Genomic DNA, 16976 nt, shown 5'->3' with positions numbered 1-16976 from the left:
ATCTGCAACAGGTTTCAATGTCTGCAAAGGCCACTTAAGCAAAACCTTTGCGTTTGGCGCAGGCGTTGATAAATTGACGGCGGTGATAACAACAAGTTAGCTAAAACACCGGGCAGAAGGATTTTTATCATGAGGCTGATTTGCCCCAATTGTGACGCGCAATACGAGGTCTCAGATGACGCGATCCCACCGGGTGGGCGCGATGTACAGTGCTCGAATTGCCATCTTTCTTGGTTTCAGACCGAAAAACCAACTATCCCGGGGCGTGAGCAATCCCAACTGATTGCACCAAAAGAACCAGAGCTTTCAGAAGACACACCGGCCCACAATGAGGCAGAAGAAGCATCACAGCAGGACGTGGCAACCGAAGAGGCACCACAACAGGACGTCGTCACCGAAGAGGCAGACATGCCCGCCAAGGAAGTTGTGGAAGAGCCAGACATCACCACACCCGCATCTGAACCTGCCCCGGAACCGCAACGCAAGCCTTTGGATGATGCCGTCGCAAGCATCCTACGCGAGGAAGCGGCATTAGGGGCCGCCGTTGCCACCAGCCCCGTTGCGAAACCACCTGCTCCCGAAGCCCCCAAGCCGCCCGCACCTGCGGCACCTGTCGTTGCCGACGAAACACGTCAGCGGATCGCCCAAATGACTGCGGATGAAGGCGGCACACCAACGTCCGCCGTTGCGAATTCCAGCACGGCTGCGGATGCAAACGCAGATGCCGCTCATCTGCGTACGGTTCCTTCGATAAACGAAATCAACGCGACATTGCGGGCACGCGCGCAAGCCAACGACACCTCTGGTCTGACCGAGGCCGAGAAAGAGGAAGCCGTTCATCGCAAAGGTTTCCGGCGTGGCTTCTTTTTCATTCTGATCCTTTTGGCAATCCTGATCCTGCCATATATCTTTGCAGATCAGATCACCGAGAACCTGCCGCAGACCACTGGGTTTATGGCCTCTTATGTCACGATGATTGACCAGCTCAGGGTCAATCTGAGCGAAATGGTCAGCGGATTGACGTCCGGCTAACTCTGTCTAAGTTCGGCGGGTCCGGTCGACGACCTGACGATTATTCGGCCCGCGGTTCGGGATGATGATCAAAACTGATCGCCAAACGGTTCCAGGCGTTCATCTGAGCGATGATCAGCGTGAGGTCGACGATCTGTCGCGCGGAAAACTGCGCAGATAGCGCGGCGTAAAGCGGCTCGGGTGCGCCGTCCTGAGTGATCATGGTCACAGCTTCTGCCCAGGCGAACGCTGCCTTTTCAGCTGCATTGAAGAAACTCACTTCGCGCCACACCGTAAGACAATCAAGTCTTTGCTGTGTTTCACCCGCTTGCCGTGCTTCCGCCGCATGTAGGTCCACGCAATATGCGCAGCCATTTATTTGCGAAACCCGAAGCTCCACTAGCGCCCGCAGCCTTCTGTCGATTGATGGCATATCATTCTTTGCCTTCGCCATGTTTGCAATGGCGGTACCGTTAACAGCGACATAGTCGAGGCGCGCAATCATGGTTTGCTCCAACAATTTTCTGGTAACATGACAGGCGCGGGCAATTCAGACCAGTCATCAGCCCCGCTGATCAAACAGCGCTCCAAATCGTTGGTGTCAGGACAAGTACTAAAACTGGTCCAACAGACGACGCAGATAGTCCCGCTCGACCTCGGGCCGCCGCTGTTCGGCAGATCGTCTGCGGATTTCGTCCAACAACTCTTCTGCGCGGCGGTTGATATCGCCGCTTCCCAAAAGCTCCTGGTCGGTACCCAACTGCCCCGTATTGCCCATTTCGCGGCCCAGCGGATCGCGTTGCCCAGGGGTTGGTCGCCCGCTGGCTTCGCCTTGCTCTGACCCTTGGCCGGGCTCGGCATTCTGATTTTCGGCCAAGGCTTGCCCCAGCTCGCGCATACCGTTGCGCAGCGCGTCCATGGCCTCGGCCTGCCTGTCAATTGCTTCGGCCAGATCACCATTGCGTAGCGCGTCTTCCGCCCCTTCCATCGCATCTTCGGCACGTTCGAGTGACCGGCGGGCGATTTCACCCGACTCACCACCGAGGTTCGGCAACCCATCACGCTGGCGCTGCAACTCTTCGCGCAAAGCTTGCTGGCGCTCGGCTAGGCTGCGCTCATCCCCTTCACCGCTCTAAGCACCGTCACCGCGTTGATCACCGCTCCGGCTGTTCTCGCCCAAGCCCTGACCACGGCCCTGTTGGCCACCCTGGCCCGGATCACTGCCCTGATTGCCTTGCTGGCCTTGCTGTTGGCCGGGTTCGCGACCCTGTTGGCCCTGTTGGCCGGGTTGTTGACCCTGCTGGCCCTGTTCCCCCGGTTGGCCGGGCTGCTGCTGTCCCTGATCTCGGGGGCTGAACTGTTCCTGCAAGTCGCTAAAGCTGTCGTCGGACAGATCTTCCTGCTCGCGCAGAGTATCAGCCAGATCCTGCATAGACTGTTCACCCGGTGAAGGCGGGCCGTCACCACCTTCGCCTTGCGTTACGCGCAGGTTCTCCATCATCTGGTTGAGCTGTTCCATCAGCTCTTGTGCTTCGGCCATACGGCCTTCCTGCATCAGCTCCTCGATGCGGTCCATTAGCGCCTGCAACTCGTCCATACCTAACTGCTGGCCCTGCTGGCCACTGTCAGCCTGATCGGTGCCATCGTTGGGTTCGGCTTCCTCAGCCAGCATACGCAAGTAATCGTCTGTGGCTTCGCGCAGTTCCTGCATCAATTCCGCTATTTCCTCATCCGAAGCGCCATTGCGCATCGCTTCGGCCAAACGTTCCTGTGCGCGGCGTAACCGCTCGCGGGCATCGGCCAAGCGGCCATCTTCCAACTGCACAGCCAGTTCCCAAAGTGCCTCAACGATTTCGGCATGTACGTCATCGGTCAGGCCGACACCTTTAAAGGTATCAAGACGCCGGATGATGGTGCGCAGGCGCAGATAGGTCGTCTCATTCGAAAATAACCCCTCCGGGCGATGTGACACGGCGCGCAAAATCTGGTTCACACGGCCTGCATTCGCCTTGGACCACATCAGGTCACGGCGCTGTTCAATCACGGCTCGCGCAAAGGGTTGAAAGAACCTGCGCCCCGGCAAGATCATCGGCTCTGACGGAGTGGTGCCTGACTGCTCGGCGGCATCAATCACTTCGAACTGCAACGTCACAGGCAAGTTCGCCAAAGGATGCTTGCTGAGGTTATCAATCAGGAATTCATCAAATTCAGTCCGATCCCCGGTAAACGGCATCGGCAAATCCAGAACCAGCGGTTCAATCGGATCCGGGTCAATTGTCAGACCATGCCGCCGCTCGACTTCTGTCAGGTCCAGTGTGATGATTGCGGTCCCGAACTCTACGCCATAGTCGTCAAAGGCCGTAAATGGCTGCGACAACTCACCCAATGCATCCGATTCAATTGGCCCTGTCAGATCAACACCCGGCATGGCATCTTCAACGGCGGTCACATTCCATGTCGTCTCGGTGTCGCCGCATGATTGTGAGCGTGCCTGTCTGCGTAATCTCAAACTGCTGCTGCGCGTCAGAGGCAGAACCAACGTCCCCAACCCGCCCCGACACAGTCTCGGCGACGGTCAATGCACCCACTTCGCCGTAAAGGCGCAAGGTCACCTGACTGCCTTCGGGCACACGCAAAGGTCCGGCGGGAATGTCATTGAGGTAGATAGACGGTTTGCCGGTATAGGCAGGCGGTTCAACCCACCCCTCCCAAACCGGGCCTGTCGCCAGTGTTTGCTCGCCACCCGTGACGATCTCGCCAACCGAGGTGACACGAAACAGCGACCCAAACATCAACGCCGCCACAAAGAACAAGAGCGCAATAAATCGCAAACCGTAGGGGTCGCGGTCTGACACCCGCAGATCCGGCTCAACCGGCCGCGCCTCTTTGGTGCGTTCGGCCATTCGCACCATATGGGCCCGCCAAACTGCCTCGGATGCGGCATCACCGCTGCCGATCGCCTGCGTGTCGGCGATAGCGGCAATTGGACGACCGGGCATTGCCGCATCGACACGTTCCAAGGCCTCGGCAGCACTTGGCAGACGGAAACGGCGGATACCCCAACCAAGTGTCGCAAGGAACGCAATGACCGAAACCACGGCAGCGCCCCAAAATACTTCGAGCGGCATCAACTCATGCCAACCCATCATCAGCGGGGCAAGGATCAGAAAGACAACGGTCCAGAATGGCCAGAAGGCGCGTACAATCTGTTCAGCCACCATACCCACACGGGTAGCAGCAACAGGAAAGCGCAAGTGGCGCATCGGGTCTTGCCGATTTTTCAGCGGGCCTCTCCTATGCTTTGCGGCGCGCGCAGTGGCGATGTCGTTACTCTAACCACGCTGGCATCGTATCGCGTGCAATCATCTCTTCATAGGTAGGGCGTGGGCGGATAACTGCAAATTGATCGCCATCGACAAGCACCTCTGGGATCATTGGACGCGAATTGTATTCTGACGACATGACAGCGCCATAAGCGCCAGCAGAACGGAACGCGACGAGGTCATCTGCCACGACTTTGGGCATTTCGCGCCCTTTCGCAAAGGTATCGCCACTTTCACAGACAGGCCCCACAATATCGTATTTTGCGGGTTCGGCACCCGGCGCAGGCTCCACCACAGGCACGATATCGTGCCAGGCCTCATACATCGCCGGGCGGATCAGATCATTCATCGCGCCATCAAGGATCAGAAATTCACGATCTTCCCCTGATTTCACGTAAATCACCTTGGACACCATCAATCCGGCATTGCCAGAAATCAGACGCCCCGGCTCAATCTCAATCTCACAGCCCAGATGACCGACCGTCCGCTGGATCAGCGCACCATAATCGGTCGGCAAAGGCGGCGCTTCATTTGAGCGTGCGTAAGGGATCCCCAAACCGCCGCCCAAATCGAGACGCGTGATCTCATGACCCTCGGCGCGCAACTGCTCGGTCAATTCGGCAACCTTCTGATACGCCAACTCAAACGGGGCCAACTCGGTCAGTTGCGATCCGATATGTACGTCAATGCCCACAACCTTCAGGCCGGGCAAAGAGGCCGCCATCGCATAAACCTCATGCGCACGGCTGATCGGGATGCCAAACTTGTTCTCAGACTTACCTGTGGCAATCTTGGCATGCGTCTTGGCATCCACATCGGGGTTCACGCGAATGGTTATTGGTACGACAGCCCCAAGCGATTGTGCCACCTGATCCAGAACGATCATCTCTGGTTCGCTCTCGACATTGAACTGGCGAATGCCACCCTCAATGGCGAGCCGCATTTCATCAGCGGTCTTGCCAACACCCGAAAACACAATACGCTCACCCGGCACCCCAGCGGCCTTGGCGCGCAGATATTCACCACCCGAGACCACATCCATGCCTGCGCCCGCATTGCCTAACAGCCTGATCACCGCTTGGTTCGAGAGCGACTTCATCGCAAAGCACACAAGGTGCGCGCCCCAATCCAACGCCTCGTCAAACAAGGTGAAGTGACGTTTCAGCGTCGCCGTTGAATAGACATAAAACGGGGTGCCGACGGCCGCCGCAATCTCAGCCACCGGGACATCCTCGGCATAAAGTGCGCCGTCACGATATAGAAAATGATCCAACCTTGCGATCCTTGTCCAAAACCAGCTTTTGGACATAGCAGATCGGGGCCAAAGACCAACCCTGATTTACACGCGTACGACGCCGACTTCTGGCAGATACATCACCCGGCTGCGCAGATAGAGGTAGAGCGGCAAACCACAGCTGACGCCAATGCAATAGGTGGCCGGGATCGCGATCAGGCTTAACCAGTTCCGATTTTTAATCGCCTCAACCAAAATCCAGATCGTCAGAGTGACCGCTGCTATCGTCAGATCCCAGACCAACCCGCTGGTTGCCGCACTCACATGCCATGCATCGACCATCGCCATGATGTCCCAGCCCTCAGCCTGAAACCACGAGATGAAGTAATACATCGGATGGATCGTGCCCCAGATCGCAAGGAGCAGGAACACCATACGCATCAGAGACCAACCCCGACCGAGACTGTGCCGTTGGACGCCCCAACACTGGCACCAGTGCTGACACCATTGCTGCCAACACTTAGCCCCACGCTCGCATTTGGCGTGAACGGCGCGCCATCAGCGCCACAGGCTGCCAAAGCGGCTACAATCAAAATTAAAGCAATGCGTTTCATTTCAAAACCTCTTTCCAATGCGCTATCTGCGCGCGGACCTGTGACGGCGCCGTCCCCCCAAAACTGGTGCGGGATGCCACCGAGTTTTCTACCCCCAGCACATCGAATACATCCGCACGGATGCCATCGTGAACCGATTGCATGTCTTCCAGCGTTAGATCAGCCAGATCGCAGTGCTTGCTTTCTGCCATCGCTACCAAAGACCCGGTCACATGATGCGCTTCGCGGAAAGGTAGCCCAAGTTCGCGCACCAGCCAATCCGCAAGGTCGGTGGCCGTTGAAAACCCGCTGGAGGCTGCGGCTTTCAGGTTGTCGCGTTGCGCGGTCATATCCGACACCATCCCCGTCATTGCGGCTAGCGCCAGCATCAGATTGTCGGCGGCGTCAAAGGTCTGTTCCTTATCTTCCTGCATGTCCTTGGAATAGGTCAGCGGCAGCCCCTTCATCACCGTCATCAGCGCCACATTCGCCCCGAATATCCGGCCAATCTTGGCACGGATCAGTTCAGCCGCATCGGGGTTGCGCTTTTGCGGCATGATTGACGAACCCATTGACCATTTGTCCGACATCTTCACAAAGCGGAACTGGGCCGAGGACCAGATCACCAATTCTTCTGCCAAACGGCTGAGGTGCATCGCGCAAATGCTGGCGGATGCCAGAAACTCCAACGCGAAATCACGATCAGCAACGGCATCCAGCGAATTCGCCATCGGACGATCAAAGCCCAACGCCTCCGCCGTCATTTGCCGATCAATCGGAAAAGACGTGCCCGCAAGGGCCGCAGCCCCCAAAGGCGAGGTATTCATCCGCGCCCGCGCATCCGCAAAACGGGAACGATCACGCCCAAACATTTCCACATAAGCCAACATATGATGGCCCCATGTCACAGGCTGTGCTGTCTGCAAATGCGTAAAGCCCGGCATCACCCAATCCGCGCCCACCTCAGCCTGCGCGAGAAGCGCTTGGCAAAGCGCGCCTAGCGCATCATCCGCCTGATCACATTGATCGCGGACCCAAAGTCGGAAATCGACGGCCACCTGATCATTGCGGGACCGGGCCGTGTGCAAACGACCCGCCGGTTCACCGATCAAATCGCGCAACCGCGCCTCAACATTCATGTGAATGTCTTCCAACGCGGTTGAGAACGGAAACGCCCCGGTTTCAATCTCTGACAAGACTGTGAGCAGGCCTTCCCGGATCGCCTCTGCATCGGTATCTGTGATGATGCCTGTGGCGGCCAGCATGGCGGCATGGGCGCGTGAACCTGCGATGTCCTGCGGCGCAAGACGGCGGTCATACCCGATTGAGGCATTGATCGCCTCCATAATCGCGTCTGGTCCGGCGGCAAAACGCCCGCCCCACATTGTGTTTGCGGATTTGGTCATAAAGGAAGTCGCCCGTGCGAAAGTTAATATCAGCCCTGCTTTATACGGCCCTTATGGGTCTTGCAAATACTGGCCATGCCGATGTCGCTGCGGCAGAGGCCATGCGCGAAGGCGATATGCGCAAACTGATCTTCCATAGCGCCCCGATGGAAAGCTCGGGCGTGACCTTCATGGGCGAAGACGGGCAAGAAATGACCTTGGCCGATTACCAAGGCAAACACATCGTGCTGAACTTCTGGGCCACATGGTGCGCCCCGTGCCGACACGAGATGCCGCATCTGTCAGCGTTGCAAGACGCAATGGGCGGCGACGACATGGAAGTCGTCACAATCGCCACCGGGCGCAACCCGCTGCCCGGCATGCAACGTTTCTTGGCGGAGATCGAAGTCGACAACTTGCCACTGCACACCGATGCACGGCAGAACCTGGCGCGCAGTCTGGGTGTTTTGGGGTTGCCCGTAACCATCATCATTGACCCGGAGGGCAATGAGATCGGGCGCATGCAAGGCGACGCGGATTGGTCCGGCGAAAATGCAATGTCGATTTTGCGGACGTTGATTGGGTCTGAGGAATAGCACCTAATACCGAAAATGTAATTTTTGAGGAAAAAGAAAAAGAGATATCCGTCCGAAAAGTATATTGCATGTCCCAAGCTTCGTTTGCAAAAAACATCCTAGAAAGTTTCTTCTATTCTCGGTTTCAAACTTAAGACCCAGACACCCGCACCCGAAGAAGTCAGTTCAGATTTATGACACTTATGACTCGCGCCACTGTCCAATTCATCGGTCGTAACTGGGTCATACTCAACGGTTACTTGATCATCTTCAATTTTGATGATCGCACCAACTCTTTCATAAACTGCATCGCCAAGGTTTACTATTTCTTTGTCAGTCGGCAACTTTGCACGCATTGTAACTCTATCACCTATCTTTGGTGTCATGACTGTTCCTCGCTATATGTTATTCAAAGGGTTAAAAAATGCGCAGTACGCTGCGGCGCTGTCCCGATCCTCATCTGTATCTGTCTTTGCTCATCTAACCTGCCAAAAACTGCACCAAGGCGGACTCACGCACGCCCCGCCTTAGCTGACAAAAGCAGCGGATCAATGCCCAGCACATTCAGTGCGGCCGCCCATTTGGCCGCATTGTCGGCCCCAAATAGAATCTCATCATTAGGTGCACAGGTCAGCCAGCCATTCTGGCCAATCTCATACTCCAGCTGTCCGGGCCCCCAGCCCGCATAGCCTAGCGCCATCATCGACACATCCGGGCCCTCGCCACGCGCCAGATCCTCCAGCACCTGTAAGGTGGCCGTCATGCGGTAGTTTTCATCCACATCCAGCGTCCCATTGTCTGACGCATAGTCGCTTGAATGCAGGACAAAACCGCGCTGTTGGTCTACGGGGCCGCCGTAGTGCACCCGCACATCCCGCGCGCCGACAGATACCGGGATGTCCATCTGGTCCAACAGCTTGGCAAACTTCACCTCCGGCTGAGGCTTGTTCACTATCAGCCCCATGCCGCCCTCATCCGAATGGGCGCACATGTAGACAACAGTATTGGCAAAGCGCGGGTCGGACATGTCGGGCATCGCGATCAGCAGCTTCCCGACAAGGGTCAGATCTGAAATGTTCATGTCCTTAAGATGGGAAACCGTGCCCTGTGACGCAAGCGCCATCGTTGCAGCGCCTAGCGCAAACGTGACTTCCCATTGCAGGCCTGATGAATAAATAAGAAATCATGCGCAAGAACATGCTGATACCCCTCGCCCTGATGGCTTTGCCGAGTTTTGCGATCGCACAAGACTACGGTGACAAAGCCCGGTTTGAGATCCTGCCAGGCTGGCGGACGGCCGATGGCGATCACATTTCTGCCGTCAGGATCACGCTGGAACCCGGCTGGATCACCTATTGGCGAGCGCCGGGCGAGGCGGGCATCCCGCCGCAGTTCAGCTTCTCCAGCGACAGCGCGGTGACAAGCATCACACCTCACTGGCCTGTTCCCGAAGTCTTTGATGACGCGGGTCTGCAATCTATCGGGTATTACGACAGCGTAATCTTCCCATTGACCGTCGACGCCAATGGGGTCAGCGGCGACATTCCGGTCACCGGTCAATTGACCATCGGCGTTTGCGAAGAAATCTGTATTCCCGTCACCTATTCTTTCGACACGGTGCTTCCGCAAGATGGCACGCATGACGCGACCATCACCGCCGCCTTGGCTGATGATCCGCTCACGCGGTCAGAGGCGAATGTGGGCGATGTGATCTGCATCATCAACCCCATCAGCGATGGGCTGCGCATGACCACTCAGATTGATGTCGCCAGATCCGGCGCATCCGAGTTTGTTGTGGTTGAACCTAGCGACCCAAGCATCTGGGTTTCGCAAGCGGACGTGACCCGCGATGGCGAAACCCTCAGCGCCACTGTCGAGATGGTCCATCCCAGCGGGCAGCCCTTTGCGTTTGATCGTTCTGGCGTGCGCATCACCGTGCTTGGCAACAATGGCCATGCGATTGACTTGCAAGGGTGCAACGCAGGCTAGCCGCGTGCCCGGCGCGTACCCTGGCTCAGCAATACGATGATATAGATCGCCAGCAGGAACACCATCAGCCCTGTAACGAAAAGCCCAAACGCCGCCCCTATGCCGCCATTCAGCATCGGCAATACGGCTGCAACTGCGGGCAACGCTGCGCCTGTCAGCAAGATCGGCCCAACGGTTAGCGCAAAGAGCGCCAAAGCCCCTAGCGCACCCAGCACCGCTTAAGCACAAACATTGCGAGCCTGCGCCTGCGCAACGCACGTTTGGCCGATTGCACCTGTCGGTACACATCCGCTTGCATCGCCATCACGGACGGCACCACCAGCAACACCAAGACCATGCCGAAAGCCAGACCAAAGACCAGCGTCACAACCGTCGGCTTCAAGAACTCGGCTTGATTGGACCCTTCATAAAGCAGCGGTGTCAGCCCCAACACGGTTGTCAAGGTCGTCAGCATCACCGGACGCAACCGATCCACAGTGCCGTCAATAATGGCAGGTACGAGCCCGCGATCCTGTGCGTATTCATCCACCGTTGTCACCAGAACGATACTGTCATTGATAATAATGCCCACCATCCCGATCAGGCCAACAACGGTGAACATGCTCATTGGAATGCCCCAAACATGGTGGCCATAGATTGTCCCGACAAGCGCAAAGGGAATGATCGACATCACCACCACCGGTCGCGTCCAACTGCTGAAAATCCACGATAGCGTCAGATAGATACCAAGCAGCACCAAGATCAGCCCAGTCCGGGCGTCATTCAGGAACCGCTCTTCTTGTTCGCTCTGCCCCGAAAGCTGCGTTTCAATTGCAAAGTCACCTTCCACCCGGGGCAGAATATCCTCGTTGATGATCTGCTGAATCTCTGTTGCCCGCGCGGCATCTTCATCATCCAGATCACCAATGACCGAGATCAGCTGAATGCCGTTCTCGCGCCGCACGGTCGAAAAGCCCGTCCGGCTTTGGACGGTGACGACATCCGCCAAAGGCACATAAACGCCCTCTGGTGTCCGTATCTGGGTGCGATCCAGAAAATCCGCCGATAACTCACCTGTTGGCAACTCTACCCGGATCGTCGCAGACCGCGCCCCATCGGGGAAACTGGCCGCTTCAATCCCGCCTAGGCGGTTGCGCAGCACGCGGCCCAGCCCGTCAATGCTCAGGCCCAGCGCGTCACCTTGCGGCGTCAATTCAAGGATCAGCTCTTCTTTGTCGTAGGCCAGCGTATCCTCGAGCCCCGAAATCTCGGCAAACTGTGCCAACTCTGTCTTCAGCGCCTCTGCTGCCGCCTTCAGTGTTTCGCTGTCGGCCCCGAACATCTGGATATCGAGGCTATCACCACCGGGGCCAGACCCCCAACTGCGAAAGCTCACCGTCTCGGCCATCGGATGCTGTACAATCGCATCCTGCAAGGCACTGACAAAAGCAAAGCTGGTGTACGGGCGGCTGTCCGCATCGATCAGTTCAATCGTGATCGCGCCCAGCTGATCGGCGTCCTTGGTATCGGACCCCGCAATTGCGCGACCTGAATTGCCACCAATCTCAGCCACCACGAACTTGAGCGGGTTCGCCCCATGTTCAGCTTCATATTCCGCCCCCAAAGCCTCTGCTGCGCGCTGCATCTCGCGCATCATCTCGAACGTATCTTCGCGGGTCGCACCGGGTAGCATGGCGAAGTTACCGGTCACCTGGCTTTGCTCTGGCGCATTGAAGAAACGCCAGCTGACATCACCTTTGATGAAAAGTGCCACTTGGCTAGCCAGCAGCACCAAAGCCATCGCAAAAACCGGATACCGGGCCTTGATCACCAGCACCATGAACGGGCGGAACAGCGTCTCTTTGAACCAATCAAAGCCCCGGTTCACCGTGCGCGATGGCCAATCGTACCAGTGCTCTTTCGCCGAATGCGCAATGGCGTGGGACAGGTGGTTCGGCAGGATCAGGAAGCATTCGATCAGGCTGGCGGTCAGCACCACGATTACCGTAAACGGAATGTCCGAGATCAGATCGCCAAAGCGCCCACCGATAATCACCAGGCCAAAGAATGCAATGATCGTCGTGATCGTCGCCGAAAACACCGGGCTGAACATACGTTTCGCCGCACGTTCAGCTGCAACCGTTGGGTCTTCACCCAGTTGCCTGACCCTGAAATCCGCGTGTTCGCCCACGACAATCGCGTCATCCACCACGATCCCAAGGGTGATGATCAGCGCAAAAAGCGAGATCATGTTGATGGTGATCCCCACAGCATACATCAACCCAATCGCAGCGAGCATGGCGACCGGAATACCAAAAGCGACCCAAAACGCGGTCCGTGCATTCAGGAACAAGAACAACAGTCCGACGACCAGCATCAGCCCGGTCAGACCATTGTCCAGCAGGATATTCAGGCGGCCCTCGATCAACTCCGCCCGCCCATTGGTCAGCTCAATCGAAACACCATTGGGCAAGGAGGCCGTCAATTCCTGCGCTACCTGCTCTACGGTTTCCTGCATCCCAATCGCATCGCCTTGCGGCGTGCGTTGAACGCGCACTTTGATCGCAGGGTCCTCACCGACAAAATAAGCGCGATTACGATCGGTCCCTTCCACCCGCACAGTCGCCACATCATCGATGGTCAGCTTTGACCCATCTGCATTCGACCGCAACACAATGGCACCGATTTCTTCAGCACTGCGCTTGGCCACGCCGGTACGGACACGGGCATTGGCAGATACATCACCGGCGGGATCGGCTGCGGCTTCCTCGGCAATGCGTGCGGAGATGTCAGACAGGCCGATATCGTATTGAATGAGCGACAATGATGGCACCTCGACAATCGTCGAGGGGGCCGCAACCCCCTGCACAATCACCTGCGTCACGCCTTCGGCAAACAACCGGGTCGAGAACTCATCGGCAAAGCGCCCCAATTGATCGACACCTACAGGCCCGGTGATGACCACATCGGTCACCCGATCCCGCCAACCGCCGCGCCTGACAGAGGGTTCGTCGGCGTCCTCCGGCAGACTGGTCGTGCCATCAACGGCCAGTTGCACATCCTCGGCAGCCCGGTCGATGTCATAGCCGGGGTCGAATTCAATACGGATCGAGGCCCGCCCCTCACGCGAGGTCGCGGTGGAAGAGGTAACCCCCTCAACCCCCAACAATACAGGTTCTAAAACCTGCACGATGGCTCCATCGACATCTTCAGCACCAGCACCATCCCATGTGACCGAAACGGTCAAGTCATCAACGACAACATCAGGAAAAAACTGCGCGCGCATGTTCGGGAATGCAAAGAGACCTGCCGTTAGCATCAACACCAGCAACAGGTTGGCCGCCGTACGATGGCGGGTGAAATAAGACAGGATACCACCTGCCCCGGAGGTCAGCCTGTCACCACCCGTGACCATCAGCTGCCCATCCGGGCTTCAAGGCGGGTCACCGTTTCAGAGGACACCTCTTCCTCTTCCAACTGTCCGATGATCCTTGCCTTCACCTCGTCCGACATACGGCCCTCGCTGACGAAGGCGATCAGTTTGGCGCGGCGGTCCGCATCCAAAGTGATCATCTCGGGTGCGGGTGCGGCTTCGCCCCCCCTGGCCGGATCGGACGTACCTTGATGCCTGCACCCAAAAGCGGCGAGCGTTCTGCAACAATGGTGGAACCGGCATCGTCGCCGACCCCGACAATGACGTCATCGCCCTGGCGGCGTAGCAGCGTCACATCGGCAATGCTCAGGCGATCTTCTTCGCCGACGACCAGAACGGTCTGATCAGGGGCGACCGCTGTCGCTGGCACCAGTGCCACGTCATCCAAGGCTGGTTCATTGATCCGCACGGTTACAAAATCGCCCGGACGAAAGCCCGGCGCGGCGTCTAGCTGCGCAAACAGCAAACGGCCCGTTTGCCCGGCGCCAACAACGGCGCCTTCTCGGGTGATCTGACCTTCTGCGCGCAGGTTCACGCCAGACACATCCAAAGTCACTGCAATAGGTGCATTGATCAAAGCGCCCGTCTCATCCAGCAGACGGGCATATTGCGACGTAGACACCCGGAAAGACACTTCCAATCGGGCTGGATCAACCAGTTGCGCAAAGCGTTCATTCGCCGTGACACGGCCACCGGGGCTGATTGTTACCTCGGCCAACGTACCGTCAAAGGCCGCATAGACCTGCGTATCTGCAACCGCGCGCTCGGCCTCGGCCACGCCAATCTCGGCACGCGCCAACCGCGTGGCTGCCTGATCAATCCGCGCTTGCGCAGACGCCAAGGCCTGCCTGCGGGTTAAGACCGAGGCCTGTGCGGAAGATGCTGCCAGTTCTGCCGCTTCAACCGCCGCAGCCGTCCCAACCCCGCGCGTTTCAAGATCGCGCGCTCGGGTCAACGCCTGATCGCGCAATGTCGCCTGCGCGCGGGCCGCCGTCAGCTCATCTTCTGCCAATACAACCGCGCGCTCGGCATCGCGGGTTTCGGCCTGGGCATCCTGCAGATCGGCACGCACCCGGTCCAAGGCCGCCTGCGCTTCAACTGGATCAATGCGCAGTAGCAGCTGGCCTTCTGCAACCGCACCACCTTCAACCAGCACATCACTGGCTTCCAACACGGTTCCACCTGTCGCACTGCGCAGATCAAGCGTGCGCTGGCTGCGCAGCTCGCCAAAAACGGTTAGCTGCGGAATAATCGTCTGCGGCTCCAATGTGACGACGTTCACCGCCAGAACCCGCTCGCGCTGCGGCAAACTACGGGGCTCATCGTTCATCCGCGCTACCAAGGCGCTTTGCACCATCACACCGGCCCACGCGATCAATCCCAGCGTGACCGCCAGCAAGAAAACACCCGTAAGGCTACGACGTAGAAATCGCATCATATTTATCCTTGGCCTGCCTTTACGACGTAGGCTGACGACGCCCGCTTTCCAGTGATACGCACGCAGGCGTTATTTCCGGCGCAGATGCTCGTCCAGCCGCGGCATAATCTCTACAAAGTTGCATGGGCGGTGGCGATAATCGAGTTGTTTGAGCAAAATCTCATCCCAAGCGTCCTTGCAGGCCCCAGGTGATCCGGGCAGCGCAAAGAGGTATGTGCCTTGGGCAACACCTGCTGTTGCACGGCTTTGCACCGCACTGGTGCCGATCTTTTGCATGCTGACGATGGTAAAGATCGTGCCAAAGGCGTCGATCTCTTTCTCATAAACATCGCGGTGCGCTTCAACCGTCACGTCGCGGCCTGTAAGACCCGTACCGCCCGTCGAAAGAATCACATCAATGGAATCATCTGCACACCATGCACGCAACTGATCTGCAATCTGATCCCGCTCATCCGCGATAATCCTGCGGTCCGCCAGCGTGTGGCCAGCAGCAGCAATCCGGTCCACCAACGTCTGTCCTGACTTATCATCAGACATCTGCCGGGTATCGCTGACCGTCAGCACAGCAATGCGGATCGGTACAAAGTCCATCGTTTCATCAATCCGGCTCATCTGATCCTCACAAACAGGGGTTGGCAACTGGCAGGCGGGGGTCGACATCATCCCGCTCACTTCCTCTGCACCATCAGCCGAAAAGATACGATCAGCGAGGGTAGTGACGAGGTCGAGATTGGAGCAAAATGGGCGCGCACCTTCGATCTGTGAAGAGACAAGGGCGTTATACCGTTCTTCAACCCTCTCAACCGAAGACGCGGGCACCACATTCTCTGCATAGAACTTCAGGGCCTGCGTCCGGTAAGCCATCTGCATTTCAACTTGGTCTGCAGGCAGCTCAGACTCACAGGCCTGCATCGCACTTTCTATCGTAGCCAAAATGCTCACAAAACAGCCGATGGCCCCCTGACCGCTTTCGTCGATACCTGTATAGCCGCGCGGTAAACTCTCATCACGGATCAGCGTGACATCACCGATGCGCAACAGTGAGCGGGTTTCAGAGACATCCATGACATCCGCCGCTCTGTCCTCAAACAGTGCTTCATAGTCAATCAAGTCCAAAGGATCAGCCGCCAAAGGTCCGGCGCTAAGCGCTGCAATCAGTACCAGTCGTTTCATCGCAACCCTTTCTCAGCCCCTCAACCGGGCGTTCAATGCCAGCAAATCCGCCCAAGCGTCGCGCTTGGCAATCGGATTGCGTAACAGATAGGCCGGGTGGAACATCGGCAAACAGGGCTTGCCCAAGACCTCGACCCAATTGCCGCGCATCCGGGTAATCCCCGTCCGTCCCAACAAGGCCTGACAAGGCGTATTCCCCATCAACACAATGATCTCAGGATCAGCCAAAGCGATATGCCGCTCTAGAAACGGCAACATCATTGCGATCTCGGCTTTCTCCGGTGTGCGGTTGGATGGCGGACGCCACGGCAGGACGTTGGTAATATAGACGCTGCGCGCCGCATCATCCGCAGCACGACCCATCTGAATTGCTTCTAACATCCGGTCCAGCAACTGCCCCGCACGGCCCACAAAGGGACGTCCGGCACGATCCTCTTCGCGCCCAGGCGCTTCGCCGATGATCATCACCCGCGCTGCCGGATTGCCGTCGCAGAACACAAAACTACGCGCGCCCTTTTTCAACTCACAATGATCAAAGGCCTGCATCGCAGCTGAGAGGGCGTCCAGATCATGCGCTTTTTCTGCCGCCGTCCGGGCAAGCCTGACGACATCGACCTCGGGTGTCTCCACCTGAACCACCGTCGCGGGCTTCTCAGGCGTCACCGCCTTCGGCGCTGGTTTCGCGGCCTCGAACGCATAGCGATCCACAGGTGCGTCCAGAATAGCATCTGTCGCACCCAATTCGACTTGCCACTCCAAGAGTGCCCGGTCGGTCCAATATGTCTCGCGCGAATCCATCGCCCTTATGTTATGCTGGATCGCTTGGGATGTGCAGTGCTTGCG

12 protein-coding genes and 3 pseudogenes are annotated in these 16976 nt (G+C 57.7%); 3 read left to right on the top strand and 12 right to left on the bottom strand.

Annotated features, from left to right (window positions below):
- Positions 1-129 precede the first annotated feature (129 nt).
- A complete protein-coding gene (locus QTO30_RS17830) occupies positions 130-1032 on the top strand; it encodes a zinc-ribbon domain-containing protein (protein WP_340425396.1) in 903 nt (300 codons plus the stop codon).
- 40 nt (positions 1033-1072) lie between these two features.
- Here QTO30_RS17830 and QTO30_RS17825 read toward each other — a convergent pair whose 3' ends face one another.
- From QTO30_RS17825 to argH, 6 genes and pseudogenes are all read right to left on the bottom strand, one after another.
- Positions 1073-1516, bottom strand: a complete 444-nt coding sequence (locus QTO30_RS17825; protein ID WP_340425395.1) for a carboxymuconolactone decarboxylase family protein — start codon at positions 1514-1516, stop codon at positions 1073-1075.
- Between the two features lie 108 nt (positions 1517-1624).
- A pseudogene (locus QTO30_RS17820) lies at positions 1625-4232 on the bottom strand (DUF4175 domain-containing protein).
- A gap of 106 nt (positions 4233-4338) precedes the next feature.
- Positions 4339-5607 carry a diaminopimelate decarboxylase gene (lysA, locus tag QTO30_RS17815; protein WP_340425394.1) on the bottom strand — a complete coding sequence of 423 codons (1269 nt, stop codon included), beginning with the start codon at positions 5605-5607 and terminating at the stop codon, positions 4339-4341.
- 66 nt (positions 5608-5673) lie between these two features.
- Positions 5674-6009, bottom strand: a complete 336-nt coding sequence (locus QTO30_RS17810) for a DUF2834 domain-containing protein (RefSeq protein ID WP_340425393.1) — start codon at positions 6007-6009, stop codon at positions 5674-5676.
- Entirely contained in the window at positions 6009-6182 is a 174-nt protein-coding gene (locus QTO30_RS17805; RefSeq protein ID WP_340425392.1) for a hypothetical protein, read from the bottom strand. The genes QTO30_RS17810 and QTO30_RS17805 overlap by 1 nt, the downstream gene beginning before the upstream one ends.
- Positions 6179-7567: an argininosuccinate lyase gene (gene argH, locus QTO30_RS17800; protein WP_340425391.1), complete on the bottom strand. Its 1389-nt coding sequence runs from the start codon at positions 7565-7567 to the stop codon at positions 6179-6181. The genes QTO30_RS17805 and argH overlap by 4 nt, the downstream gene beginning before the upstream one ends.
- A 14-nt stretch (positions 7568-7581) precedes the next feature.
- Between argH and QTO30_RS17795 the strand changes: the two genes are divergently transcribed.
- On the top strand, positions 7582-8142 hold the full coding sequence (locus QTO30_RS17795) for a TlpA disulfide reductase family protein (RefSeq protein WP_340425390.1): 561 nt from the start codon (positions 7582-7584) through the stop codon (positions 8140-8142).
- A gap of 98 nt (positions 8143-8240) precedes the next feature.
- Here the strand turns inward: QTO30_RS17795 and QTO30_RS17790 are convergent, their stop codons facing one another.
- Positions 8241-8507 carry a hypothetical protein gene (locus tag QTO30_RS17790; protein ID WP_340425389.1) on the bottom strand — a complete coding sequence of 89 codons (267 nt, stop codon included), beginning with the start codon at positions 8505-8507 and terminating at the stop codon, positions 8241-8243.
- 125 nt (positions 8508-8632) lie between these two features.
- The gene (locus QTO30_RS17785; protein WP_340425388.1) at positions 8633-9202 is read right to left on the bottom strand and encodes a YqgE/AlgH family protein; all 570 of its coding nucleotides are present in this window, start codon (positions 9200-9202) and stop codon (positions 8633-8635) included.
- Positions 9203-9318: 116 nt separating this feature from the next.
- Here QTO30_RS17785 and QTO30_RS17780 point away from each other — a divergent pair, with 116 nt between their 5' ends.
- Positions 9319-10110, top strand: a complete 792-nt coding sequence (locus tag QTO30_RS17780; RefSeq protein WP_340425386.1) for a protein-disulfide reductase DsbD domain-containing protein — start codon at positions 9319-9321, stop codon at positions 10108-10110.
- On the opposite strand, the pseudogene QTO30_RS17770 reads toward QTO30_RS17780, so the two are convergent.
- From QTO30_RS17770 to QTO30_RS17755, 4 genes and pseudogenes are all read right to left on the bottom strand, one after another.
- A pseudogene (locus tag QTO30_RS17770) lies at positions 10107-13504 on the bottom strand (efflux RND transporter permease subunit). The gene QTO30_RS17780 and the pseudogene QTO30_RS17770 sit on opposite strands and share 4 nt — an antisense overlap.
- Positions 13504-14957: pseudogene (locus QTO30_RS17765) on the bottom strand (efflux RND transporter periplasmic adaptor subunit). The pseudogenes QTO30_RS17770 and QTO30_RS17765 overlap by 1 nt, the downstream one beginning before the upstream one ends.
- A gap of 72 nt (positions 14958-15029) precedes the next feature.
- A complete protein-coding gene (gene moaB, locus QTO30_RS17760; RefSeq protein ID WP_340425967.1) occupies positions 15030-15572 on the bottom strand; it encodes a molybdenum cofactor biosynthesis protein B in 543 nt (180 codons plus the stop codon).
- Positions 15573-16145: 573 nt separating this feature from the next.
- Positions 16146-16931 carry a uracil-DNA glycosylase gene (locus QTO30_RS17755; protein ID WP_340425383.1) on the bottom strand — a complete coding sequence of 262 codons (786 nt, stop codon included), beginning with the start codon at positions 16929-16931 and terminating at the stop codon, positions 16146-16148.
- Positions 16932-16976: the final 45 nt, after the last annotated feature.

The organism is Yoonia sp. GPGPB17 (assembly GCF_037892195.1).
Lineage (GTDB): Bacteria > Pseudomonadota > Alphaproteobacteria > Rhodobacterales > Rhodobacteraceae > Yoonia.
Note: the sequence above shows the minus strand (reverse complement) of the source record. Positions and strands in the feature narration are given on the sequence as shown.

Bases quoted from the DNA above. Each gene is read 5' to 3' on its own strand.
- QTO30_RS17830 (WP_340425396.1), top strand. From the start codon at position 130: ATGAGGCTGATTTGCCCCAATTGTGACGCGCAATACGAGGTCTCAGAT.
- QTO30_RS17825 (WP_340425395.1), bottom strand. From the start codon at position 1,516: ATGATTGCGCGCCTCGACTATGTCGCTGTTAACGGTACCGCCATTGCA.
- QTO30_RS17810 (WP_340425393.1), bottom strand. From the start codon at position 6,009: ATGCGTATGGTGTTCCTGCTCCTTGCGATCTGGGGCACGATCCATCCG.
- QTO30_RS17805 (WP_340425392.1), bottom strand. From the start codon at position 6,182: ATGAAACGCATTGCTTTAATTTTGATTGTAGCCGCTTTGGCAGCCTGT.
- argH (WP_340425391.1), bottom strand. From the start codon at position 7,567: ATGACCAAATCCGCAAACACAATGTGGGGCGGGCGTTTTGCCGCCGGA.
- QTO30_RS17790 (WP_340425389.1), bottom strand. From the start codon at position 8,507: ATGACACCAAAGATAGGTGATAGAGTTACAATGCGTGCAAAGTTGCCG.
- QTO30_RS17785 (WP_340425388.1), bottom strand. From the start codon at position 9,202: ATGAACATTTCAGATCTGACCCTTGTCGGGAAGCTGCTGATCGCGATG.
- QTO30_RS17780 (WP_340425386.1), top strand. From the start codon at position 9,319: ATGCTGATACCCCTCGCCCTGATGGCTTTGCCGAGTTTTGCGATCGCA.
- moaB (WP_340425967.1), bottom strand. From the start codon at position 15,572: ATGAGCCGGATTGATGAAACGATGGACTTTGTACCGATCCGCATTGCT.
- QTO30_RS17755 (WP_340425383.1), bottom strand. From the start codon at position 16,931: ATGGATTCGCGCGAGACATATTGGACCGACCGGGCACTCTTGGAGTGG.